Source organism: Vibrio sp. 16 (assembly GCF_963681195.1).
GTDB classification, from domain to species: domain Bacteria; phylum Pseudomonadota; class Gammaproteobacteria; order Enterobacterales; family Vibrionaceae; genus Vibrio; species Vibrio sinaloensis_D.
This window is the reverse complement of the sequence record NZ_OY808997.1, coordinates 904,704-927,943: the sequence shown is the minus strand read 5'-3', so window position 1 is coordinate 927,943 and position 23,240 is coordinate 904,704. Positions and strand designations below refer to the sequence as shown.

The window sequence follows — 23,240 nt, the reverse complement described above, 5'->3', positions numbered from 1 at the left end:
CCATTAAATAGTAAGCATTCTCATTATAATGAATCCTAGTAACAACACTATTAGCCGTTCTTGGTTGATAAGACAAGTAAAATTACACAAGTCTAAACTCGTGTTTGCCAACATCATCGCCATCATAGCGACGTTAATCAGTGTCCCGATCCCACTTTTAATGCCTCTGATGGTTGATGAGGTCCTTCTCAATCAACCTGCAAATGGCGTTGCAGCCATGAACTCGGTGCTGCCGTCTTCATGGCAAACGCCAACAGGCTATATTTTCCTAACTCTTGCGTTAGTGATTGTAATGCGAAGCGCGAGCCAAGCGTTGAACATCCTGCAAAGTCGCCAATTTACTTTGGTGTCAAAAACCATCACGTTTCAAATGCGAAGTAAGATGATCGATAAGCTGGGTCGCATAAGCATTCGTCAGTATGAAACCCGCGGTAGTGGTGGCATCAATGCCCATCTCGTCACTGACGTCGAGACAATTGATCAATTCATAGGCTCTACACTGAGCAAGTTTTTAATCAGCCTGTTCACTGTTATCGGTACCGCTGGCGTACTGCTGTGGTTAGATTGGCGCCTAGGTCTGTTCATTTTGCTGGTCAACCCCATTGTTATCTATTTTTCTCGCAAGTTAGGGAGCAAAGTTAAGCACCTAAAAAAGAAAGAAAACCAGTCGTTTGAACACTTTCAAAATCGACTCGTCGAAACATTGGATGGTATCTATCAGCTTAGGGCCGCCAACAGAGAGCGCGAGTTTCTTGATGAACTAAAGCAACAGGCTAATGCTATCCGTATTGATGCAGATAAATACGCGTGGCAATCTGAGGCAGCAGGAAGAGTATCTTTTTTGCTGTTCTTGCTAGGATTTGAACTGTTCCGCGCCGTTGCCATGTTAATGGTGCTGTTTAGTGACCTCACTATCGGGCAAATCTTCGCTGTATTTGGTTATCTTTGGTTTATGTTAAGTCCCGTACAGGAGCTGCTCGGCATCCAATTCTCTTGGTACAGTGCGAAAGCAGCGCTTGGCCGAATCAATCAATTGCTTGAGCTTGAGGAAGAGCACCGCCCTGTAAGTAAAGTAAATCCATTTAACAAAGAGTCCAATGTAGATATCAAACTCGAGAACATTTGCTTTTCATACAACGAAGAAAATGAAGTGTTAAGAAATCTGAGCTTGCACATTCCAGCGGGTAAAAAAGTAGCTTTAGTCGGAGCGAGCGGAGGCGGAAAATCAACCTTAATTCAATTACTCATTGGAGTATATCGTGCCAACTCTGGAACCATTCGCTTCAATGATGAAACGGTTGAAGATATCAGTTTTGAGGTAATCCGCGATCAGATTGCTGTGGTTTTACAACAACCTATACTCTTTAATGACACTTTAAGGCATAATCTAACGCTCGGCGCACATTACGATGACTTGAAGTTATGGCATGCGTTGGAAGTGGCACAGCTCCACGATGTCATTGAACAGCTCAGTGATGGGTTAGAGACACAGATAGGACGAAGTGGCATTCGTTTATCTGGCGGGCAGCGGCAGCGACTAGCAATTGCTCGGATGATATTGAGCGATCCAAAATTTGTGATTCTCGATGAAGCCACGTCAGCGCTAGATACTGCAACAGAAGCGGCCTTGCATAAAGCATTGACCGAGTTCTTACAAGGACGCACGACGTTGATTGTCGCTCATCGACTTTCAGCAGTTAAACAAGCTGACCTCATTTATGTTTTGGAAGATGGTCAGGTGACACAAACGGGTACACATGGTGAGTTGGTTGAACAACAAGGCTTATATCAAACCCTGTATGGCAGCGTACAATCGCACGCCTAAAACTCAACTCGCCACTAATAATAGAGGGTGGTTATGAATCACCCTCCTCGAATAAAACCGCAATATCACCAAACTCAAGTGAAGTCACTTCGCCTTTGCCAAGGGTGTGAGTTACCCGTTGATACTTTCGCCCTCGAAAAGGGTAAAAACGCATACTGTCCCCGCTGCGGAACGCAATTGTACCGAGGGGGCAATCCTTCACTTTCTGGCAATTTGGCGATTGCAGTAACTTGTCTACTGCTTTTTATACCCTCACACTTTTTCAACTTCATCAGTATTCGCCTGTTTGGTGTCATGATTCCTGCAACGCTCCCTCATGGAGTATGGACCTTGATGCAGGAAGGGTTTGTCATGCTGGCTTTACTGATTTTTTTCTGCAGTTCTATTGCCCCGCTGATTCTATCAACCTCGGTTGTTGTCGCTCATATCGCGGTTCAACAGCGAGCATTCCGTGCACTCAAGTATTCGCTCGCCCTAATTCAACACCTTAAAGCCTGGGTGATGATTGATGTTTTCCTTATCAGCGTGGCTATTTCGTGTTTTAAACTTCAAGATTATTCAGACATATTTGTTGGCCCTGGGTTGATTGGATTGGTTTTACTTCAGGTAGCAACGGTTTTATTAGTGACTCGGGTTAGTGTACGTCGTTACTGGGAAGAATATATGCCAGAGCGTATGCTGCCGATGAAGAACAAAACGCTACACTGTCACAGTTGTCACCTCTCTCAACCAGAAGGTGAGCACTGTATTCGTTGCCATAACCCGATCCATCACCGCAAACCCAACTCTATCCAAAAGACTTGGGCCTATTTGTTTGCTGCTTCTATCGCCATATTCCCAGCAAACTTTATCCCGATTTCAATCTTGATGACCAACGGAAAACGATTAGAGGACACTATTTTTTCTGGAGTTGCTGGTCTGGTTAAAAATGGAATGCCTGGTATCGCCGCGATTATTTTTATCGCCAGCATAGTTGTACCTGTGGCTAAGATTCTTGGCTTGAGTTACATCCTTCTCGCGATCAAGTTCAAGCGAAGCATATTTCACAGGCAACGGATGATCATCTATTTTGTCGTCAAATGGATTGGTCGTTGGTCGATGATGGACCTGTTTGTTATTTCCATCATGATGACTCTCGTAGACCGTGGGCAAATTCTTGATTTCACCCCAGGCTTTGGCGCAGTTGCGTTTGGCTTGGTGGTAATATTTACTATGCTGGCAGCAGAAAGCCTCGATCCCCGCTTGATTTGGGACAACTATAAGCAACCATCGAACAATAGAGAATCGATAAATGAGTAACCCTTCCCCGTCACAAAATTCGTACTCACCCGACGTTAAGAAGAGTCGCGGTATATCCCCTTTATGGTTGTTGCCTATTCTCACTGTCATCTTAGCTGGGTGGTTGGTTTTCAAGGCCATTCAAGATGCGGGCGAACGGGTTCAAATCTACTTCTCGGAAGCCTCTGGCTTGATCGCGGGAAGAACCACGATTCGCTATCAAGGCCTGGAAGTGGGAATGGTCAGAGACATCAACTTAGCGAAAGATCTTCAAAGCATCTATGTCGAAGCGGATATCTACCCTGAAGCAACCAAACTGCTTAACGAAAACACTCGTTTTTGGATGGTCAAGCCAACCGCTAGCCTTTCTGGCATCTCAGGTCTAGATGCATTAGTTTCGGGTAACTATATCGCGATATCTCCGAGTGACGAGCCCGGCGATCCCGAAACTGTTTTCCGTGCGTTAGATAGAGCACCTGCGGATTTGCTAGCAGAGCAAGGATTGTCAGTAACTCTACGTGCCCGAGACTTAGGTGGCGTTTCCATAGGGTCGAAGATTGTCTATCGGAAGATTCCTATCGGTGAAGTGTACAGCTATCAACTTGATGACGAGGCAAAAAACGTTCTTATTAAAGCCGCCATCAAAGAAGAGTATCGCCACATTATCACCGGTGATAGCCGTTTTTGGAATGTCAGTGGCATCGGCACAAAAATTGGTTTTGACGGTGTCGACGTTCGATTGGAAAGCATGAGCGCACTTATTGGCGGCGCTATTGCCGTTGATTCTCCTGAAGGGGGCGAGCCCATTGGAGATGACACGGTATTTCGCCTCTACCCAGACTTAAAAACGGCCGGACGCGGTATCGCCGTTAAGATCCAATTACCGGATGACAATAACATCAGTGCATCAGGTGCCCCGATCATGTATCGCGGCATTGAAATCGGCCAAGTCACCGACCTACAACTTAGAGATGAACGGAAAAACATCGTTGCATTTGCGGCGATCCAACCTGCTTTCAGCGACATGCTGACATCAGGGTCACGTTTCATTCTAGAGGAAGCGACCGTGTCACTTTCTGAAGTTAAAAATCTATCCAACCTAGTAAAAGGCAACTTCCTGACCATCGTACCCGGTGAAGGCAAACGCACAAGAAACTTCACCGCAATTCGTCAGAATGATTTTGACCGCCAGCAAGCTCGTTCAATCGAGGTTAAGTTACTTGCCGACAACTCATTTGGGTTAGATAAAGGCGCAAACATCCTGTACAAAGGAATATCGGTCGGCTCCGTTGCTGGCGTAAAGCTCGTGGATGACAAAATCCATATCGACACCTTAGTGGATGCTGAATACGCTCACCTCATCAAATCTAAAAATCGCTTCTTCGTAACAGGCAGTGCAAGTGCAGAGCTTACTGAATCTGGCTTAAACATCAATGTTCCCCCCGCCAAGCAACTACTGACAGGCTCGATAAGCTTTGTCAGCGAAGGGGAAAACTCAGCCAAAGAGAGCTACCAGCTTTATCAAAGTAAATCATTAGCTGAGTTGGCTAAATATAACTTGTCAGGTTCTTCGAAATTAACGCTCTTTGCTCCAGAACTTCCTCCCGTGAGTAAAGGAAGCCCTCTGCTCTATCGCAACCTACAAGTGGGCTCAATTGCCGACTTCCATCTTGTCGATGGTGGCGTGGTGATCTCTGCCAGCATAGAGAACCAATACAAGCACTTAGTTACTGAACAAACTGTTTTCTGGAACCGCTCTGGCATCGAGGTCGACGCGGGATTGTCTGGCGTGAGCGTTAAAGCTGCACCATTAAAATCTCTTATCCAAGGTGGTATCGCCTTTGATTCATTACCCGGCGTAGACAACAAACAAAACGGCAAGTGGGTACTCTACAAAGATTTCAAAACGGCACGTAAGTTTGGTCAGGTTATTACCCTCTCTCTTAGCGGAGAAAACTCGCTCACTCAAGGAACCGACATCAAATACAACGGAGTAAAAGTCGGTGAAGTTACACTGGTGACGCCTCGATTCAATAGCAATAAAGTGGATATCAAAGCGCGTATTTTGCCCGAGTATGCGAGCAAAATAGCGGTCAGTGGATCTTACTTTTGGTTAGCCAAAGCAGAGGTCAGCTTAAGCGGTGTACGTAATCTAGAAAACTTGATCAGTAAGACCATTAGCGTCAGCCCAGGTAAAGGTAAGGCAGCCACTCAATTTGCCTTACACACGCAAGAGCCAGCGCTAAAAGGCGTGACATTCACTCTTCAAAGCGAAACACGCGGCTCGATTGCCAAGGGGACGCCTGTGCTCTATCGAGAAATTGAAGTGGGCAGCGTGACTGGAGTTGAGCTTGGAGAGTTCGCTGACCGAGTCATCACAGAGATTTCCATTCATCCTCAATACGCCTACTTGGTGCGTCAAAACAGTATTTTTTGGAATACCTCAGGACTTGACGTGTCAATTGGCATTAGCGGTGCCAACATTAAGGCAGGAACAGTCGATAGCTTGGTTCGTGGTGGTATCACGTTCGCAACGCCTCAAGATAAGCAGCTTCGTCCGGTAGCGAAACAAGGCCAATCATTCTTCCTACACGCACAAGGTGAAGAACAATGGAAACAGTGGCGCACACCGATACCTAAACCCTAACAAGACTTTTAAAACGCAGCCAACCGCTGCGTTTTTTGTTTTGATTGGTTATAATCCCTGCCCCTTTACCTCCTCAGAGATAGAACATTGCACTCTAACGTTTATCTGCCACAAGAATTCCTTGATGAAATGGCGGCCATCATTCCAACATCATCGACTTTGGAAGAGTTTGTTGCCGCTTGCCAACGCCCCCTTCGCAAGAGCATTCGCGTCAACACATTAAAAACAACGGTTGCCGACTTTCTCACTCGCGCGAACGAAAAAGGCTGGCAACTGTACCCTGTGCCATGGTGTGACGAAGGGTTCTGGATTGAAGCAGATGAGAGTGTAGTTCCACTGGGCAATACTGCTGAACACATGTCCGGGCTTTTTTACATACAAGAAGCGAGCTCAATGATGCCTGTTTCTGCGCTGTTTAAATCAGACACTGATGTGTATGACACGGTTCTCGACATGGCTGCCGCTCCTGGTTCTAAAACAACGCAAATAGCCGCAAAAATGGCCAATGAGGGTGTATTAGTAGCCAACGAATATTCGTCTAGCCGCGTAAAAGTGCTTCATGCCAACATTGAACGTTGTGGAGTACGAAATGCCGCATTAAGCAACTATGATGGCAGAGTGTTCGGGGGGTGGTTGCCAGAACAATTTGAAGCGGTGTTGATCGATGCCCCTTGCTCCGGTGAAGGCACCGTTCGTAAAGACGCAGATGCGATGAAAAACTGGAGTAAAGCCTCGGTTATTGACATCTCTAACACTCAGAAAGATCTTATCGAAAGCGCATTTCACGCCCTCAAAGTCGGTGGCCATCTTGTCTACTCAACCTGTACCTTGAGCGTTGAAGAAAACCAGCAAGTGTGTCATCACTTAAAGGAGACTTTTGGTGAAGCGGTAGAATTCGACAGCCTTGAAGATCTATTTCCAAATGCAGACAAATCACTAACGCCTGAAGGCTTTTTGCATATATTCCCCCAAACCTATGATTGTGAGGGATTTTTTGTCGCACGGCTGCGTAAAGTAAGCTCGGTCGAAGCGCCAAACGTTAAAAAACGTCTCGGCAAATTTCCTTTTGAAAAAGCATCAGCCAAGATCCAGCAAGATATTGAGAAGCAACTGGCCCAAACGCTTGATGTTCAGTTACCTAGTAACAGTTCTGTCTGGCTACGTGATAACGATGTATGGCTTTTTCCTAACGCGCTTGAAGCCATGCTCGGTGAGTTTAAGTTCTCACGTATGGGAATCAAGATTGCTGAAGCCCACAAGAAAGGCTATCGCTGGCAACATCAGGTCGCGACATCACTGGCAACAGGAAACGAGCGCCAATGTGTAGTACTTAGTGTTGAAGAGGCTCGTGAATGGTATATGGGACGCGATGTAAGACCAGAAGGTCAATCGGGCAAAGGGGAAGTATTCGTCAAGCTAGGTAACGATGTGATTGGACTGGGGAAATGGGTTGGAAACAGAGTTAAAAATGGCCTGCCGCGCGAATTGGTTAGAGACAAAAACTTATTTTAGTGTCTAAACCAATAGTATGAAATTCTAGCTAAGCCTCGCGAACTGACTACGATGCACTACACTAAAAGATAAGAATTGTTATGTATTACACTCATTAGCGCAGGCTCTGTAGGAGCCATTCCCCTAGGCCCAAAGCAGGATAAGCTTTGGGCCATTTTTTGTCGATTGGGTTATTGCTCAATCGACAAACGTTAAGCGAGTCGAATGCCTTCTTTCTCGATAACGATTTTACCTTGTTTGTACAAACCACCGATCGACTTTTTAAACGTCCCTTTGCTAGTACGGAAAGCCGAGAAGATCGCTTCAGGTGAAGATTTATCATTCAGTGGCAAAAATCCGCCTTTCTTCTCGAGCAACTCAATAATCTTCTCGCTCAAATCGTCCATCTTAGCGACACCAACCTTTTGCAGAGAAAGATCGATCTTGCCATCTTCACGAACTGACTTAATGTAACCTTTCAACTTTTTACCGATAAACAGCTTACCAAATACGTCAGATTTAAAAATCATTCCCCAGTGTTGGCCTTCCACAATCGCTTTGTAGCCCAAGTCACTACGCTCAGCGATAATAAGATCAACCTGTTGATTTCGCTTATAGTTGGCGGGCGTTTTATCGAGCAGTTTGTTGAACTTCGTGGTTCCAACGATACGTCCAGACGCTTTGTCGGTGTAGACATAAACAAGGACGTTTTGACCCGCACTGAAACGCGTACGTTGCTCGCTAAATGGGATCAGCAGATCTTTCTCTTTAATGCCCCAACTCGCGAATGCACCTGTACTATTGACACCTTCAATGGTCATCAATCCCCACTCACCAACTTGAGCAATAGGTGTTTCAGTTGTTGCGACTAACTGGCTGTCAGAATCAAAGTACAAAAAAGCATCAACGAAATCGCCAACCTTAACCCCTTCAGGGACATAGCGATTTGGAAGTAATGTCGTACCGTAATCTCCGGCATCAAGAAATACCCCAAAATCTGCCTTTTTTACTACTTCTAAGTGGTTAATCTGACCAACTTTAATCATTTCAACTGTCTCTTGTTAAATTTGCGGTGATTATAGCGAATCTCTGATATGCTTTCGCCAGTTATTGTTACTTTTTTTAGGAGCTTTCCTTGATCACCGTTGATAAGCAGGACGGCATCACTTTAAAAGTCTCTCATGCGATGGCGTCTACCAAAAAATCGACTCTCGATCTCTACTTTTTTGTGCCAGGTGAACTCGGTCTATCCTCAGATGTACTTAAAGAAAGCGAGTTTTACTACGAGTCTTTGATTCAAAAGCGCGCCTATTACAGTGACAAAACCCTTCTTCCACTCGTGCACAGCCGATTAGCAAAACGAGGCCGACTCTCTTCTACCCAGTATCGCGTTAGTTTGAGTTTGTTTGCCTACCAATATGTTATTGCATTAGACAAAGCGGTAAACCAACTCAATAAAAACAATACCGACAGCGTCACCACAGACGAAGTGGATGAAGTCATTGACCTAGCGCTAGACATCCTAAAGAAGCTACGTAGAGGCGCACCATACGAAGAGAACTTAAAACGCTACTACGCGAATATAGACAACTATCTCTCTTGGTACACAGGCCAACGTTTGATGTCGCTGGTGGCACACATGCCTCGTGAGGGTGACTACAAAGCCGTGAAAGAGAGTTTACTCGCGATTGTCGAAAAAGAAGCGGCGCATCGCAAGCTGCACAATTACAACTCGAAAAATGTACGTGACGACGTAACGCGTTTGAGTAACAAGATGCGCTTGCTGCGCCGATTGATCGAGCACCCCGTGGTGTTGCAAGAGAAAACCCAATCCCTTGGCAGCAATATGCAGCGAATGGTTAAAGGCGGCGCGACTGGTTTTGTGATGGTGTTTGTAACGATTGCCGCGATACTAGCCCGCGATTACTGGGGAGAGATCACCGTCTCTTTCATCGTATTAATGTCCTTTGTTTACGCATTACGTGAGATTTTTAAAGACGACTTGAGGGACGTGCTTTGGCGCTGGCTTCGCAAAGGGCGACCAAAGTGGCGCAAGCTCTACTTAGACCCAACCACTAAGAAAGCCGTCGGTCAGAAACTAGAGTGGCTCGACTACAAAAACTTAGAGAAACTTCCCGACCGAATTAAGAACATTCGTAAAAAGCGAGTCGTACAAAGAGAAGAAACCATCCTCCACTATCGCGCGGGGGTTGAAATGTCGACCTCTAAGTTTATGAGTGGTTATGAAGAGACCCGGGAATCACTGCTCATAAGCATGAGACCTCTAATGCGGCTCATGGATAAAGGTTCAAACAAGGTATATGTGCTGAACAATAATCAAGTCAGCAAGGAGTCAGTGGAAAAACGCCACCTAGTCAATTTGATCGCCAAAGAAGACAATCACGATGGCGAACCGAAGTATTATCGTTGGAAGATTGTCCTCAATCGAAGCAAAATTGTAGCCGTTGAACAGATCGAGGTGGAAGCGGCTATCCACCCTTTTTCTTCAGTGAAAGAGTAAGAAGAAATTCCGCCATGGGTTCATCTCCGTGCAGAGATGGGCATATGGCGGTTATCTTGACCGCCTGGTTTACGCGCTCGCCAGTCTTGAAGGTTTCATCAAGCATGTCGTCAATTAATTCGCCATCGTGACACACAAAATGAACGTCAGCTTCCGGTCTTTTGAGAAACTTCCCTTCTACTTCCTTAAACGCCAGAGAAACACGCTCCCCTCGCTCCTGCGCTTTACTCATCGCCATGAAACCGCCCGCCACATCAGCACCCACCGCGAGTACACCGAAATACATGCTGTTTAGGTGATTTTTTGTTCGTCGTTTCAGGGGGATTTTGATTTCAACGCTTTGATCATCCAACCTTAGGATCTTCGGTCTGCACAACCATATAAACGGTACTTTGAAAAATCCAAACCAATTGAGGTACATATTGGCTTTTGCGATTGAAGTGATCATGAACTGGTCCGATTAGTTAAAATAGTCGCTTTAGTTCATAACGAACAAAGCTCAATGTCAACATTTTGTTAACATTGAGCTTTGCAAAAGGTGATGTTGCTACGCTGCTAGTTACAGTGTCACTACACAATCAATCGAGCCTCGCTCCAAAATATACTCTTGTATTTTGGGATATTGCGTAAGGTTAGACGAAGTGAGTAAGACCGGCTTATTGCTCGTTGTTGCCGATTTAACCACAATATCGAGAAGTTGCACCACGGCTTCGCTTTGTGGGTCAAATAGATACTCTAACGCCTCACTGCTCCTATCAACGCCTAAGGTAAACTGGGCCAAGTTCTCTAGATTGATCACCACACCGTCGAAATAAGGAAGAAGTCGCTCGCAAAGGAGCGCAGCAGAAGGCACGTCCACGGTGTAGATAACTTTAAGCCCATTTAGCCCTCGAGGTAATCCCTGCTCAGCAAGGAGATCAATAACCTTTGCTGCGTCAGACAGAGCGCGAACAAAGGGAACAACGATATCGACTTGAATGCCCTCTTCCCTCAACTGTTTGATCGCTTGGCACTCTAACGCAAACGTTGAACTGAACTGGTCAGATGCATAACGAGAGACGCCTCGCAAACCTAGCGCAGGGTTTACCTCTTCGATTTCAGCGCTGCCTCCAAGTAGTGAACTGAACGCATAACTATCAGCACTGCTCAGGCTCACTCTAATGGACTCATGTTCAGGTTTGATCGCCGCTTTGACACTGGTCACCAAAGTGTCTACGAAGTGTTGCTGCAGTGACTGGCCCGCTAAGATTGCCTCTATCGAACTCTTTTCAACTTCGGAGAGGTTCTCTGTATTTTCTTTAAATTCAGGGTGATAAAAGACATTCCCTAGAATGAGTTCTGAAAATGACACATACAAATGGGTTCCTTCGCCACTGTCATCTGCGCTTGGAAGTGCACTACCCAAAGTTAGTGCGGGATGTAAACCGATAAAAGTCTCTACACTCATTACTGCTCCGTGCAATTTATTGTTGTTTCGTTACTTCGAACATACCCACAAGCGGAGGCTTAAACAAGGGCGAAATACATTTTTAGTTCTTGAAAGTGAATAATTTTTCATTTTTACACAAATTGAATATGAAGATTATCGATAAGTGGTTTATTCCTAGCAGCGTTTCCGTTATCTTTACCGCTTCGCAATAAAAAGAACAGGCTATGGTATGCCACTCAAAACCGATGAATTAAGAACCCAACCACTGGGTCCAATGCCAACTCCGGCAGAACTTGGGAGCGCACACCCTATTACTGATGATGTTGCAGAACGCATTGCCAACTCTCGTCGTCAAATCGAACAAATTCTTACAGGCCAAGATGAGCGACTGCTTGTCATTGTTGGCCCTTGCTCTGTTCACGATACAGATGCCGCGCTGGATTACGCTCAGCGCCTTGCTCAAACTCAAGAGCAATATAAAGACGAGTTGTTTATCGTCATGCGTACTTATTTTGAAAAGCCGCGTACTGTCGTTGGCTGGAAAGGCCTTATCACCGATCCAAATCTAGACGGTTCTTATGCTCTGGAAGCGGGCTTGAACAAAGCGCGCAAACTGCTACTCGACATCAATAAGCTTGGGTTGGCGACAGCGACTGAGTTTTTAGATATGATTACCGGCCAGTACATTGCTGATCTCATCACTTGGGGTGCAATTGGTGCCCGTACAACGGAATCTCAAATTCATCGCGAGATGGCCTCTGCACTCTCTTGCCCAGTAGGTTTTAAGAACGGTACCAATGGCAACATTAAGATCGCTATTGATGCGATCCGCGCCTCTCAAGCGTCACATTACTTTTACTCTCCAGACAAAAATGGACGTATGACGGTGTATCGCACAAGTGGTAACCCATTTGGCCACGTGATCCTTCGTGGTGGTGATAAAGGACCAAACTACAATGTCGAGTCCGTCAACGCGGCTTGTGAGCAACTTGCTGAGTTTGGCTTGCCACAACGTTTGGTTGTTGACTTCAGCCACGCGAACTGTCAAAAGCAGCACCGTAAGCAACTCGATGTTGCAAAAGAGCTGTGTGCTCAAATCAAGTCAGGTAAAAACCAGATTGCAGGTATTATGGCTGAAAGCTTTATTGTTGAAGGTAACCAGTCAATGGCAGACATCAACAATCTCACCTACGGCCAATCCATTACGGACCCGTGCCTAGGCTGGGATGATACTGAACAAATGCTTGCCCTACTTGCTGACGCTGTAAAATCGCGCTAACTGAATCTGAGGAGTAATGAACAATGCCATCTTTTGATATTGTATCTGAAATCGATACTGTAGAACTGCGTAACGCTGTTGATAACGCATCTCGAGAGCTATCAACTCGATTCGATTTTCGTGGTGTCTCAGCCTCTTTTGAGCTTCAAAAAGACGAGTCAGTGCGAATGAATGCGGAAGGCGACTTCCAACTTAAACAGATGCGCGACATCCTACGCGGTAATCTGGCAAAACGTGGTGTCGATGCAAACGCAATGGACGCAAAGCCAGAGGAAGCAACGGGTAAAAACTGGCATCAAATCATTGTCTTTAAGCAAGGTATTGAAACCGTGATGGCGAAGAAGATCGTCAAACTGATTAAAGATAAGAAGATGAAAGTCCAAGCCTCTATTCAGGGTGAAAAAGTCCGAGTGACCGGTAAAAAACGTGACGACCTTCAAGCGGTTATCGCTGTTATTCGTGAGGCAGAACTGGGGCAACCTTTCCAGTATGAAAACTTCCGAGACTAATCTCTGAATGTGACCAATGTGAAAAACCCGCTTTACGCGGGTTTTCTTTTATCTCGTTGTCGCTAAAGCTAAATGTAAATCACGCTGCTTTAATAGATTGTGTTGGTTACTATTTGGAGAAACAAACACCACGATTCGCAAGCTCTCTTCTCTCGCCGCCACCAAACGTTCAGCAAGTTCCGTATGGCTGCGGTATGTTTCGCGCTCCGCATCTCGCCGCACTAAGTCAACAAATGTGTACGGACAGTCTTGAGGATAGAGAACCAACTCTGCTTCTTGCATATAGCGTAACGCCTTCATTGGCAGCAACTCGACATCCTCGCCAAAGTCTATCCAAGTAACGCTCCCTACATCATCAACTTCATCCGCCAGCAAGCGCTGATAAGCACTCTCTAACTCACCGCTTGTGGTTGCTGAATCCACTTGCGGAAGCGCGAAAAAACGCTCCCAAAACTTGCGCCTTAAATCGACACTCGGCATCACCTTTTTGATGTCACTTCGTTTGGAGGCGCCAAAGTCTGCAAGCAAAGACAAGTTCTGCGGCAGCGCAGCTTCGAGCTTTTCTCGGATGTTACGGACCAAAACGGGAGAGGCCCCACCACTTGAAATGGCTAACTGGATACGCCCCCGATTGATCATAGAAGGAGTGATAAAATCGCAGTAAGGTTGATCGTCAACCACATTAACCAAGATTCCCAGTGACTTCGCATGGTGATGGACTTGATGGTTTAACTCAGGGTTATCTGTTGTTGCCCAAACTTGAATGTATTTTTCATCCATCAAATCTTGGGAATAGAAATTCTGTACCCAAATACACTCCCCATCTTCTACGAGTTTTTGCAAGAAGGGGTCGATCTGAGGAGAGACAATCGTAACGATAGCGCCAGCGCGAACCAGACTATCGACTTTTCGGCTTGCCACTTCTCCACCACCCACAACAAGTACTGGCTTACCTTTTAAATCGAGAAACAGAGGAAAATACTGCATTTCATTCCTTGAATAATTCAACTAACTATTTGACTGATACTACCAAAATTGGGGCACACAACGAAACTACAGTTTCATTTTGGATAATTTATCACCAAATTTTCCACTATTTATAGAATTAAATCTTAGGCTACTTTTCAATCACATCACGTTAAATCTAAGTAAACATGACACTTTAGTCAGTAAGGCCTATTGCACTAAATTTGTGAACTCTTGCACTATTTACATTCACGTAACATTTCGTCATTCTAGTGACTGAACGGGTTTGTGATTTCAATCAAAAATCTTTTTAAATTATACATTTGAGAAAACACAAATCCTTTCCTACGCTTATAAACAGTTGATTTTTAAAAAGCACTATGATTGCGAAATCAACTCATAATAGAGATACACAACATATTTCATTCGTTGTATCAGGCAACACCTGATTTAACATGGATCATACAGGAAGGATACAAATGGCAAATAAACTAACACTTCTTGCTTCAGTTGTAGCGGCATCTACTGCTTTCATGGCTACAAGCGCATCGGCAGCTGATAGCACGCTTGATAAAGTAACGAAACAAGGTTTTATTACTTGTGGTGTAAGTACTGGTCTGCCAGGTTTCTCTAACCCGAACTCGAAGGGTGAATGGGAAGGCATTGACGTTGAGTATTGTCAGGCACTTGCCGCAGCAGTACTTGGCGACAAATCAAAAGTGAAATACGTACCACTCACCGCAAAAGAGCGTTTTACGGCGCTTCAATCAGGCGAAATTGATGTTCTATCGCGTAACACAACGTGGACACTTCACCGCGACACCGCGCTTGGCTTGAACTTTGTAGGCGTTAACTACTACGACGGCCAGGGTTTCATGGTCAAAAAAGATCTTGGCCTTAAGAGTGCGAAGGAGCTAGACGGTGCTTCAGTGTGTGTTCAATCTGGTACAACGACAGAGCTTAACCTAGCTGACTACTTCCGCAACAGCGGCATGTCTTACAAACCTGTGGTATTTGACACCGCGGCTCAAACATCGAAAGGTTTCGATGCTGGTCGTTGTGACGTGCTAACCACAGACCAATCAGGTCTATACGCGCTTCGTCTAAATCTTCAAGATCCAGCGTCTGCACAGGTACTTCCTGAAATCATTTCTAAAGAGCCGCTTGGCCCAGTAGTTCGTCAAGGCGACGACCAATGGTTCAATATTGCTAAGTGGACGCTAAATGCAATGATCAACGCGGAAGAGTACGGAATTTCGTCGAAAAATGCCGACGAAATGCTGAAGTCTAAAGATCCAAACGTGAAGCGCATCCTTGGTGTGGATGGTCCTAAAGGTAAAGGTCTTGGAATCCGTGACGATTGGGGCTACCAAGTTATCAAGCAAGTCGGTAACTACGGCGAAAGCTTCGAGCGCACGGTTGGTACAGGCTCTCCTCTTCAAATCTCTCGTGGTGTAAACGCACTATGGAATGCGGGTGGCTTTATGTACGCTCCGCCAATCCGTTAAGCAACACATAACAACAAAATGGGCGGTTTAGGCCGCCCTTTTTACAAAATATGGATTTGAGGTTATAGCTGTATGAAACCTACTAATACTGTTGCATCTAAAGCGGATAACGGACCGTCTTCAGGTGCTAGCCTTATTTACAATCCCACCTTTCGTTCAGTCGTGTTCCAGATTATCGCGATACTCGCACTGTTCTTTTTCTTTTATACAATTGTCAATAATGCACTGTCTAACTTAGAAGCTCGCGGCATCGCCACGGGTTTTGGTTTCCTTGATCAAGAAGCTGGCTTTGGGATTGGCCTAACATTGATTGAATACGACGAAACCTATTCTTACGGACGCACATTTCTCATCGGCCTACTTAACACCGCTCTAGTATCATTTCTGGGTATTATCCTAGCGACTGTCGTGGGTTTTGTTATGGGTGTTGCTCGGCTTTCAAACAACTGGCTTGTCAGCCGACTAGCCGCTGTTTATATCGAGATTTTCCGTAACGTACCGCTGCTGCTACAAATTTTCTTTTGGTATTTCGCAGTACTACAGGCATTGCCATCGGCACGCCAAAGTTTAAGTCTTGGAGAAGCCATTTTCCTCAATGTTCGCGGTCTTTACTTTCCAGCCCCCATTTTTGAAGCGGGATCAGGAGTGGTGATTGCAAGTTTGGTTATTGGGGTTCTGGCATCGATATTTGTCGGTATCTGGGCGAGAAACAAACAACGTATAACGGGTCAACAAACCCCGATGGGGCGCATTGTTTTTGGCCTTGTTGTGGTTTTACCAACGATTGTCTACTTTGTGATGGGCTCACCGATCTCGGCAGAATACCCGGAACTCAAGGGTTTCAACTTCCGTGGTGGCATTAGCATCATTCCTGAACTCGCCGCGTTATTGCTTGCCCTGAGTATTTACACGGCGTCTTTCATTGCGGAAATCGTCCGTTCGGGTATCAACGCGGTTAGCCATGGTCAAACGGAAGCAGCCATGTCTCTTGGTCTACCAAAGTCCAGAACGCTTAAGTTGGTGATTATCCCTCAAGCATTAAGGATTATCATTCCGCCCCTGACAAGCCAATATTTAAACCTAACGAAGAACTCTTCGCTCGCGATGGCGATTGGTTACCCTGACCTAGTCTCGGTTTTCGCCGGGACAACGTTGAACCAAACGGGTCAGGCGATTGAAATTATCGCGATGACAATGGCGGTTTACCTCACGTTGAGTCTGTTGACATCAGCGCTAATGAACATCTACAACCGTAAAGTTGCCTTGGTGGAGAGATAATATGAAAGAGCATCAGTTTTTGCCCGATCTGCCACCACCGTCCAATACAGTGGGTGTCGTCGGTTGGCTACGTAAAAACCTATTTAATGGCCCTGTTAACTCAGTCGTTACCGTCATTCTTGCTTATCTTGCAGCCGTGCTGCTTTGGAATATCGTTGACTGGGCATTCCTAAAAGCAGATTGGGTTGGTACTACCCGCGACGCTTGTTCAAGAGATGGCGCTTGCTGGGTATTTATCAGCGTGAGATGGGAGCAGTTTATGTATGGCTTCTATCCGCAAGAAGAGCTGTGGCGCCCACGCTTGTTTTACATTACGTTAGCGATCTTTACTGTATTGCTTGCGTATGAGAAAACGCCGAAGCGCATGTGGATTTGGCTGTTCTTTGTTAACGTTTATCCTTTCATTATTGCCGCATTGCTTTACGGTGGTGTCTTTGGCCTTGAAGTTGTCGAAACTCACAAATGGGGTGGCTTGCTAGTTACTCTGATCATTGCGTTGGTGGGTATCGTTGTGTCATTGCCAATTGGTGTCGCGTTAGCCTTGGGTCGTCGGTCCGAAATGCCAATTATCCGAAGCATCTGTACCGTCTACATTGAGGTATGGCGTGGCGTTCCACTCATTACCGTTCTGTTTATGGCGTCGGTAATGCTGCCTCTTTTCCTTTCAGAAGGCTCGGAGACAGACAAACTCATTCGTGCTCTGATTGGTGTAGTCATGTTCAGTGCTGCCTACATGGCGGAAGTGGTCCGCGGTGGCTTACAAGCCATTCCAAAAGGACAGTATGAAGCTGCCGATGCGCTGGGGTTAAGCTATTGGAAGAAGATGGGGCTCATCATTTTGCCGCAGGCGTTGAAAATCACCATCCCTTCTATAGTGAACACCTTTATCGGCTTGTTTAAAGATACCAGTCTGGTACTCATCATCGGTATGTTTGACGTTCTCGGTATTGGACAGGCAGCGAACACTGACCCTGAGTGGTTAGGTTTTGCAACAGAAAGTTATGTATTTGTCGCGTTAGTGTTCTGGGTATTTTGTTTCGGCATGTCGAGATACTCGATATGGTTAGAAAACAAACTTCATACCGGTCACAAACGATAATCAAAAAGCTCAAGGACGTATTATGACGCAGCAACAAGATTACATGATCCAAATTAAGGATATGAACAAATGGTACGGTGAGTTTCACGTACTAAAGAACATCAACCTGGATGTAAAAAAGGGTGAGAAAATCGTAATTTGTGGCCCATCGGGTTCTGGTAAGTCAACCATGATCCGTTGTATTAACCGCCTCGAAGAACACCAAAAGGGTCAGATCATTGTCTCTGGCAATGAGCTAACGGAAGATCTAAAAAACATCGAAGCCGTTCGTCGAGAAGTCGGAATGTGTTTCCAACACTTTAACCTCTTCCCTCACCTAACTGTGCTAGAAAACTGCACATTGGCGCCAATTTGGGTGAAGAAAATGCCCAAAGAGGAAGCAGAAAAAGTGGCGATGAAGTACTTGGAACGAGTGAAGATCCCGGACCAAGCGGATAAGTTCCCTGGTCAATTATCAGGCGGTCAGCAGCAACGTGTGGCTATTGCACGCTCTCTTTGTATGAGTCCTCAAGTGATGCTGTTTGATGAACCAACGTCAGCCCTTGACCCAGAAATGGTTCGTGAAGTGCTGGATGTAATGGTAGAACTTGCAGAAGAAGGAATGACCATGCTTTGTGTAACCCATGAAATGGGATTTGCCAAAGAGGTCGCGGACCGAGTCATCTTTATGGATGCTGGTGAAATCATTGAAGAAAACAACCCAGTTGAATTCTTTGAAAATCCTCAATCTGAGAGAACTCAAAACTTCTTGTCGCAGATTTTGAGCCATTAATCACATCGCGATAATATCCAAAGAGGCGGCTAGGGTCGCCTCTTTCATTTGTGTTATATTGTGTTACATCTTCAAAAATACTTAACACTCTAATTCTATTATTATTTTAGATACTACTTATTCAATGAGGGCTTGATCTTTTCATCGTGCAGCCCCATAAATGTAAGTGATAAACAGAAAAACCTAATGAGGAAGACCATGAACAGCCCTATGTTTTCTCGCACATCTACACAAGAAAGTGCACTGCAAACAAACAAAGTACTGCGTAACACATACGCGCTACTTTCTATGACTTTACTTTGGTCAGCTATCGTTGCTGGTGTCGCTATGGTGATGAACCTTCCTCACCCTGGCCTTATCATCACTCTAGTTGGCTTCTACGGACTCCTTTTCCTAACTGAGAAAAACCGTAACAACGGAATGGGTCTAGTATTTACCTTCGCACTGACTGGCTTTATGGGTTACACACTTGGCCCTATCCTAAACGCTTATGTTGGCGCGGGAATGGGTGATTTGATCGTAACAGCGCTTGGTGGTACTGCACTGTCATTCCTTGCTGCGTCAGCTTATGCACTTACAACTAAGCGTGACCTGTCGATGATGGGTGGCTTAATGCTGTCACTATTTGTTGTACTTGTTGTAGGTATGATTGCAAGCATCTTCATCCAATCAACAATCCTGCACCTAGCACTAAGCAGCTTGTTTATTGTGTTCTCGACCATGGCTATCTTGATGACTACTCAAGGTATTATTCGTGGCGGTGAAACCAACTACATCTCAGCGACCGTGACGCTATACGTATCAATCTACAACATCTTCATCAGCCTGCTTCAAATTCTAGGCATTATGAACGACGACTAATTGAACATATCTCGTTAAACAAAGCCCGAAAGAGACTCTCTTTCGGGCTTTTTGTTTATTTGTCTATTGTGAAACAGCCTACGGGTAAGTACCCTACTCTCCATACGTTGATTTTAGGGTTATTAGAGATGTTCGAATACAACGGCAAGCAGATTGAAACCGATGCTCAAGGTTACTTACTAGACTACACTCAATGGGAAGAAGGCATGATAGAGCTTCTCGCCCAACAAGAAGGTATCGAGGTAACTGACGCGCACCTTGAAGTGATTCACTTTGTTCGTGATTTCTATGTAGAGTTTAATACCTCACCAGCCGTACGCATGTTGGTGAAAGCTATGGAAAAAGCCCACGGTCCAGAAAAAGGCAACAGCAAGTATTTGTTTAAGCTTTTTAAGCAAGGCCCTGCCAAGCAAGCGACTAAACTGGCGGGACTGCCTAAGCCAGCAAAATGCCTATAGAATCTTAAAACCGTTAAACGGTTTGTATGCGATTGGCTCTGAAACGACCTTATCAACTCTTGACGTTTTAGGGCCATGTTGAAGCCACTCTGCCATTCGCGCGATATTCCCTTCTTCCCCGCACACTACGACTTCGACATCCCCATTGTTAAGATTCATCGCATAGCCGCTAAGACTGAGCTTCACTCCTTGGTGTGAAGTGTGATAACGGAATCCAACCCCTTGAACTAGACCTGACACTGTGAACTTCTCGCATTTTTGGACCATATTTAATACCTCAATACATCGTACAGTGATATATTTGTAAATGTGTTTTTTATAACCCTCTATGGAACAGACAGGGTTTTCACGGAATTATTATTATGAAAGAAATACCTTTTCGCTGGATTGACAAATATCTCATTCATCTAAAAATTCAAGAGAAGTTCTATCTACTCTTCGCTCTCCCAGTCATCGCACTCTTAGTCCTCACCTTTGTACTGGATAATGCTGCAGACAACATGTTGAGTCACCTTTACAAAGATGAGTTGGTGCTTATGCGCGATCTCATTGAATCGGGGAACCTTAATCGTTCCCAAGTGGCAAGTTTAATAGCGGGTTCAGAAACCATCGCAATAGGCTCTGGTCTTGGTTCAATATCCGTCAACAATGGTGAATTCAGTTTAGTTGCGATTCATAACCAAAACCTATGGACTGCGCTTTCTACTACTCATATTACTATTATTGCAGTCACACTCTTCCTTATCGCAATGGGTGTTTATTACATCATGACCTTTATTGGCGGTGCGATGTTCACAATGAACAAGGCACTCACGACCTTATCTAGTGGTGACCTCACCAGTCGTATGAACTTTTTCAAAGTGCGAGATGAGTTTAGTGAAATTGCCATCACAATCGATAAGGTCGCAGAACGTGAGCAAAACATGGTTCTCTCGATTCAAGAATCCATCGCGCTCATGCAACAAATTAGTTCTGACCTCAACCTCTCAAATCGTCAAAGCGCGGATATTTCAGGCTCTCAACAAGAACATCTGAACTCACTTGCGAGTGCCACAGAGCAAATGGCATCTACCATTCGCGAAGTCGCAAATCTTGCACACGACTCAAGTGCTCAGACAGAAGATGCGCGTTCTGTTGCCCATCAAGGACAGCAAAAAGTTGAGCATACATTATCTTCTATTTCGCAGCTATCGAGTGAAATTCAATCCGCTTCCGAAGCAGTGGCGGAACTTGACGCGAACGCCGCTCAAATTGATGAAGTGGTCACGACGATTAACGGTATCTCAGAACAAACCAATCTACTTGCCTTGAACGCCGCCATTGAAGCTGCGCGCGCGGGCGAGCAAGGTCGCGGCTTTGCAGTTGTTGCCGATGAAGTTCGAGCATTGGCAGGTCGAACTCAACAGGCAACGGTTGAAATCCAATCCATGATTGAAGCACTGCAACGCAATAGCCAGTCACTCACCAAATTAATGGAAACAACTGTTATCAATGCCAGCGAAGGTCAAAGCCGAATGTCGGAAGTCGACTCTGAAATCGCCTCATTAGCCGACAAAAACCAATCCATCTCAGACAGCAGCATTCAAATTGCGACTGCTGCAGAAGAGCAAGGCGTCGTTGCTGATAACATCGCGGCGAGTGTCGAAGAGATTCGGGTTCAATCAAATCAAGTGTGCGAAATGATTAACGCAACCAACAACAACATTGAACAACTACGCAGACAAAGTGACACCATGGAGTCACTACTTACAGGGTTAAAAGCCTAGACGAAGAGCCGCCAAATTGGCGGCTCTTTTATTTGATTTTCCAAAGCACTTCCCAGACAATACCCCTCCTTTCAAATTAAACCTATTGAGCAAACTCATGACTCCATCTATCTATCTTGTAAAAGGCCGTGATAAATCCCTTCGCCGTAAACACCCTTGGGTGTTTTCGCGTGGTATAAGCAAAGTTGAAGGTGAGCCTGAGCTTGGCGAAACAGTCGATGTGTTTGCTCACGATGGCAAATGGCTGGCAAAAGCGGCATACTCGCCTAACTCTCAAATTCGCGCTCGGGTTTGGACATTTGAAAAAGAAACCATCGACAAATCGTTCTTCGTCAAGCGTATTAAAGACGCTCATTTACTCAGAGCCGATATTATCGACCGCGACGGTCTAACAGGCTATCGCTTAATCGCTGCTGAGTCTGACGGTTTACCGGGCATTACTATCGATAAATACCAAGATTATTTGGTCTGCCAACTGCTAAGTGCTGGCGCTGAGTACAATAAGCAGACACTAGTTGAAGCTCTACTCGACGTGTTTCCTGAATGTAGCGTATATGAACGTTCGGATGTTGCAGTGCGTAAAAAAGAAGGCTTAGAGGAAGTAACTGGCGTATTACACGGTCAAGAGCCACCAAAATCCGTAGTGATTGAAGAAAATGGCGTCAAAATCAGTGTCGATATTGTCGGCGGGCACAAAACAGGTTTCTACCTTGATCAACGCGACAGTCGCCAACAAGCGATGAAGTACGTCAAAGATAAAGAAGTGTTGAACTGTTTCTCATACACTGGTGGTTTTGGTCTATATGCACTCAAAGGTGGAGCTAAGCGTGTCATTAACGCCGATGTCTCTCAACCTGCTCTTGATACCGCAAAGTATAACGCGGAGCTCAATGAGTTTGATATTTCCAAGAAACGCGCAGTGTTCTTAAATGCGGATGTGTTCAAGCTACTTCGCGAATACCGTGATCAAGGGACTAAGTTTGATGTTGTGATTATGGACCCGCCAAAATTTGTCTCTAGTAAGAACAATTTAACGTCTGGGGCAAACGGTTATAAAGACATCAACATGTTGGCGATTGAGATACTTAAGAGTGGTGGTACTTTACTCACCTATTCGTGCTCAGGACTAATGAGTGCGGATCTATTCCAAAAGATAATCGCAGATGCAGCTATAGATGCAGGTCGAACCGTAAAATTCATTGAACGCTTCGAACAAGCCGCAGACCACCTTGTGGACAGTGCATATCCTGAAGGTTTTTACTTAAAAGGCTTTGCTTGCAAAGTTCTTTAGAAACTTGCCTAGTACAGTCAGCATCAACATGCTTGCAATGCAAATCCTAAAGCCCGGAGGAACGTTGCTGACCTACTCTTGCTCTGGGTTAATGAGCTCAGATCTGTTTCAAAAGATTATCGCAGATGCCGCCGTGGATTCAGGGCGTCAGGTAAAATTCGTAGAACGCTTCGAACAAGCGGCTGACCACCCAACAGACAGTGCTTATCCAGAAGGTTTCTACCTAAAAGGTTTTGCTTGTAAGGTGTTATAGTCATTTCTC

21 protein-coding genes are annotated in these 23,240 nt (G+C 45.3%); 16 read left to right on the top strand and 5 right to left on the bottom strand.

Annotated elements, in window-relative coordinates; translation table 11 throughout:
• The first annotated feature begins 28 nt into the window (after positions 1 to 28).
• From U9J37_RS04075 to rsmF, 4 genes are all read left to right on the top strand, one after another.
• Entirely contained in the window at positions 29 to 1,825 is a 1,797-nt protein-coding gene (locus U9J37_RS04075) for an ABC transporter ATP-binding protein (RefSeq protein WP_005475557.1), read from the top strand.
• Positions 1,826 to 1,858: 33 nt separating this feature from the next.
• Positions 1,859 to 3,124 carry a paraquat-inducible protein A gene (locus U9J37_RS04070; protein ID WP_043887336.1) on the top strand — a complete coding sequence of 422 codons (1,266 nt, stop codon included), beginning with the start codon at positions 1,859 to 1,861 and terminating at the stop codon, positions 3,122 to 3,124.
• Positions 3,117 to 5,750: a PqiB family protein gene (locus U9J37_RS04065; protein WP_043887337.1), complete on the top strand. Its 2,634-nt coding sequence runs from the start codon at positions 3,117 to 3,119 to the stop codon at positions 5,748 to 5,750. Before U9J37_RS04070 ends, U9J37_RS04065 begins: the two co-directional genes overlap by 8 nt.
• Before the next feature lie 87 nt (positions 5,751 to 5,837).
• Entirely contained in the window at positions 5,838 to 7,262 is a 1,425-nt protein-coding gene (rsmF, locus tag U9J37_RS04060; protein WP_005475566.1) for a 16S rRNA (cytosine(1407)-C(5))-methyltransferase RsmF, read from the top strand.
• Positions 7,263 to 7,453: 191 nt separating this feature from the next.
• Here the strand turns inward: rsmF and U9J37_RS04055 are convergent, their stop codons facing one another.
• A complete protein-coding gene (locus U9J37_RS04055; RefSeq protein ID WP_005475575.1) occupies positions 7,454 to 8,287 on the bottom strand; it encodes a CvfB family protein in 834 nt (277 codons plus the stop codon).
• Positions 8,288 to 8,376: 89 nt separating this feature from the next.
• Between U9J37_RS04055 and U9J37_RS04050 the strand changes: the two genes are divergently transcribed.
• Positions 8,377 to 9,762 carry a hypothetical protein gene (locus U9J37_RS04050; protein ID WP_005475542.1) on the top strand — a complete coding sequence of 462 codons (1,386 nt, stop codon included), beginning with the start codon at positions 8,377 to 8,379 and terminating at the stop codon, positions 9,760 to 9,762.
• On the opposite strand, the gene U9J37_RS04045 is transcribed toward U9J37_RS04050, so the two are convergent.
• Both U9J37_RS04045 and U9J37_RS04040 read right to left on the bottom strand, forming a co-directional pair.
• Complete coding sequence (locus tag U9J37_RS04045; RefSeq protein WP_005475547.1) at positions 9,731 to 10,210, bottom strand: PaaI family thioesterase; 480 nt, start codon at positions 10,208 to 10,210, stop codon at positions 9,731 to 9,733. The genes U9J37_RS04050 and U9J37_RS04045 overlap by 32 nt on opposite strands.
• A 111-nt stretch (positions 10,211 to 10,321) precedes the next feature.
• Positions 10,322 to 11,209 carry a putative PEP-binding protein gene (locus U9J37_RS04040; protein WP_005475543.1) on the bottom strand — a complete coding sequence of 296 codons (888 nt, stop codon included), beginning with the start codon at positions 11,207 to 11,209 and terminating at the stop codon, positions 10,322 to 10,324.
• 211 nt (positions 11,210 to 11,420) lie between these two features.
• On the opposite strand from U9J37_RS04040, the gene U9J37_RS04035 reads away from it, so the two are divergent.
• Both U9J37_RS04035 and U9J37_RS04030 read left to right on the top strand, forming a co-directional pair.
• The gene (locus tag U9J37_RS04035; RefSeq protein WP_005475579.1) at positions 11,421 to 12,470 is read left to right on the top strand and encodes a 3-deoxy-7-phosphoheptulonate synthase; all 1,050 of its coding nucleotides are present in this window, start codon (positions 11,421 to 11,423) and stop codon (positions 12,468 to 12,470) included.
• Between the two features lie 23 nt (positions 12,471 to 12,493).
• Positions 12,494 to 12,979: a YajQ family cyclic di-GMP-binding protein gene (locus tag U9J37_RS04030; RefSeq protein ID WP_005475578.1), complete on the top strand. Its 486-nt coding sequence runs from the start codon at positions 12,494 to 12,496 to the stop codon at positions 12,977 to 12,979.
• Positions 12,980 to 13,027: 48 nt separating this feature from the next.
• Here U9J37_RS04030 and U9J37_RS04025 read toward each other — a convergent pair whose 3' ends face one another.
• Positions 13,028 to 13,966 carry a precorrin-2 dehydrogenase/sirohydrochlorin ferrochelatase family protein gene (locus U9J37_RS04025; protein WP_005475567.1) on the bottom strand — a complete coding sequence of 313 codons (939 nt, stop codon included), beginning with the start codon at positions 13,964 to 13,966 and terminating at the stop codon, positions 13,028 to 13,030.
• Between the two features lie 458 nt (positions 13,967 to 14,424).
• Between U9J37_RS04025 and U9J37_RS04020 the strand changes: the two genes are divergently transcribed.
• The 6 genes from U9J37_RS04020 to U9J37_RS03995 all read left to right on the top strand — a co-directional run bounded on the left by U9J37_RS04020 (position 14,425) and on the right by U9J37_RS03995 (position 19,921).
• Positions 14,425 to 15,453: an amino acid ABC transporter substrate-binding protein gene (locus U9J37_RS04020; protein ID WP_005475574.1), complete on the top strand. Its 1,029-nt coding sequence runs from the start codon at positions 14,425 to 14,427 to the stop codon at positions 15,451 to 15,453.
• 72 nt (positions 15,454 to 15,525) lie between these two features.
• Positions 15,526 to 16,731 (top strand): amino acid ABC transporter permease, encoded by a 1,206-nt coding sequence (locus U9J37_RS04015; protein WP_039628067.1) that lies wholly within the window; start codon positions 15,526 to 15,528, stop codon positions 16,729 to 16,731.
• A 1-nt stretch (position 16,732) separates the two neighbouring features.
• Positions 16,733 to 17,830, top strand: a complete 1,098-nt coding sequence (locus U9J37_RS04010) for an amino acid ABC transporter permease (RefSeq protein WP_005475562.1) — start codon at positions 16,733 to 16,735, stop codon at positions 17,828 to 17,830.
• A gap of 22 nt (positions 17,831 to 17,852) precedes the next feature.
• Complete coding sequence (locus U9J37_RS04005) at positions 17,853 to 18,602, top strand: amino acid ABC transporter ATP-binding protein (protein ID WP_005475576.1); 750 nt, start codon at positions 17,853 to 17,855, stop codon at positions 18,600 to 18,602.
• 198 nt (positions 18,603 to 18,800) lie between these two features.
• Positions 18,801 to 19,463 carry a Bax inhibitor-1/YccA family protein gene (locus U9J37_RS04000; RefSeq protein ID WP_038141430.1) on the top strand — a complete coding sequence of 221 codons (663 nt, stop codon included), beginning with the start codon at positions 18,801 to 18,803 and terminating at the stop codon, positions 19,461 to 19,463.
• A 128-nt stretch (positions 19,464 to 19,591) separates the two neighbouring features.
• On the top strand, positions 19,592 to 19,921 hold the full coding sequence (locus tag U9J37_RS03995; RefSeq protein WP_039479323.1) for a TusE/DsrC/DsvC family sulfur relay protein: 330 nt from the start codon (positions 19,592 to 19,594) through the stop codon (positions 19,919 to 19,921).
• On the opposite strand, the gene yccX is transcribed toward U9J37_RS03995, so the two are convergent.
• Entirely contained in the window at positions 19,916 to 20,188 is a 273-nt protein-coding gene (gene yccX, locus U9J37_RS03990; protein ID WP_038186800.1) for an acylphosphatase, read from the bottom strand. The genes U9J37_RS03995 and yccX overlap by 6 nt on opposite strands.
• Before the next feature lie 95 nt (positions 20,189 to 20,283).
• Between yccX and U9J37_RS03985 the strand changes: the two genes are divergently transcribed.
• From U9J37_RS03985 to U9J37_RS03975, 3 genes are all read left to right on the top strand, one after another.
• On the top strand, positions 20,284 to 21,687 hold the full coding sequence (locus U9J37_RS03985; protein WP_322413906.1) for a methyl-accepting chemotaxis protein: 1,404 nt from the start codon (positions 20,284 to 20,286) through the stop codon (positions 21,685 to 21,687).
• Between the two features lie 97 nt (positions 21,688 to 21,784).
• Positions 21,785 to 22,978, top strand: coding sequence for a class I SAM-dependent methyltransferase (locus tag U9J37_RS03980; RefSeq protein WP_043887341.1), 1,194 nt, complete (start codon positions 21,785 to 21,787; stop codon positions 22,976 to 22,978).
• A 4-nt stretch (positions 22,979 to 22,982) separates the two neighbouring features.
• On the top strand, positions 22,983 to 23,231 hold the full coding sequence (locus tag U9J37_RS03975) for an SAM-dependent methyltransferase (protein WP_416200449.1): 249 nt from the start codon (positions 22,983 to 22,985) through the stop codon (positions 23,229 to 23,231).
• The last annotated feature ends 9 nt before the right edge of the window (positions 23,232 to 23,240 follow it).

Excerpts from the sequence above, each read along its gene's own strand:
- U9J37_RS04020 (WP_005475574.1), top strand. The coding sequence starts at position 14,425 with ATGGCAAATAAACTAACACTTCTTGCTTCAGTTGTAGCGGCATCTACT.
- U9J37_RS03995 (WP_039479323.1), top strand. The coding sequence starts at position 19,592 with ATGTTCGAATACAACGGCAAGCAGATTGAAACCGATGCTCAAGGTTAC.
- U9J37_RS04005 (WP_005475576.1), top strand. The coding sequence starts at position 17,853 with ATGACGCAGCAACAAGATTACATGATCCAAATTAAGGATATGAACAAA.
- U9J37_RS04025 (WP_005475567.1), bottom strand. The coding sequence starts at position 13,966 with ATGCAGTATTTTCCTCTGTTTCTCGATTTAAAAGGTAAGCCAGTACTT.
- U9J37_RS04070 (WP_043887336.1), top strand. The coding sequence starts at position 1,859 with ATGAATCACCCTCCTCGAATAAAACCGCAATATCACCAAACTCAAGTG.
- U9J37_RS04035 (WP_005475579.1), top strand. The coding sequence starts at position 11,421 with ATGCCACTCAAAACCGATGAATTAAGAACCCAACCACTGGGTCCAATG.
- U9J37_RS03985 (WP_322413906.1), top strand. The coding sequence starts at position 20,284 with ATGAAAGAAATACCTTTTCGCTGGATTGACAAATATCTCATTCATCTA.
- U9J37_RS04010 (WP_005475562.1), top strand. The coding sequence starts at position 16,733 with ATGAAAGAGCATCAGTTTTTGCCCGATCTGCCACCACCGTCCAATACA.
- U9J37_RS04065 (WP_043887337.1), top strand. The coding sequence starts at position 3,117 with ATGAGTAACCCTTCCCCGTCACAAAATTCGTACTCACCCGACGTTAAG.
- U9J37_RS03980 (WP_043887341.1), top strand. The coding sequence starts at position 21,785 with ATGACTCCATCTATCTATCTTGTAAAAGGCCGTGATAAATCCCTTCGC.
- U9J37_RS04015 (WP_039628067.1), top strand. The coding sequence starts at position 15,526 with ATGAAACCTACTAATACTGTTGCATCTAAAGCGGATAACGGACCGTCT.
- U9J37_RS04030 (WP_005475578.1), top strand. The coding sequence starts at position 12,494 with ATGCCATCTTTTGATATTGTATCTGAAATCGATACTGTAGAACTGCGT.
- yccX (WP_038186800.1), bottom strand. The coding sequence starts at position 20,188 with ATGGTCCAAAAATGCGAGAAGTTCACAGTGTCAGGTCTAGTTCAAGGG.
- U9J37_RS04055 (WP_005475575.1), bottom strand. The coding sequence starts at position 8,287 with ATGATTAAAGTTGGTCAGATTAACCACTTAGAAGTAGTAAAAAAGGCA.
- U9J37_RS04000 (WP_038141430.1), top strand. The coding sequence starts at position 18,801 with ATGAACAGCCCTATGTTTTCTCGCACATCTACACAAGAAAGTGCACTG.
- U9J37_RS04045 (WP_005475547.1), bottom strand. The coding sequence starts at position 10,210 with ATGATCACTTCAATCGCAAAAGCCAATATGTACCTCAATTGGTTTGGA.
- U9J37_RS04075 (WP_005475557.1), top strand. The coding sequence starts at position 29 with ATGAATCCTAGTAACAACACTATTAGCCGTTCTTGGTTGATAAGACAA.
- U9J37_RS04040 (WP_005475543.1), bottom strand. The coding sequence starts at position 11,209 with ATGAGTGTAGAGACTTTTATCGGTTTACATCCCGCACTAACTTTGGGT.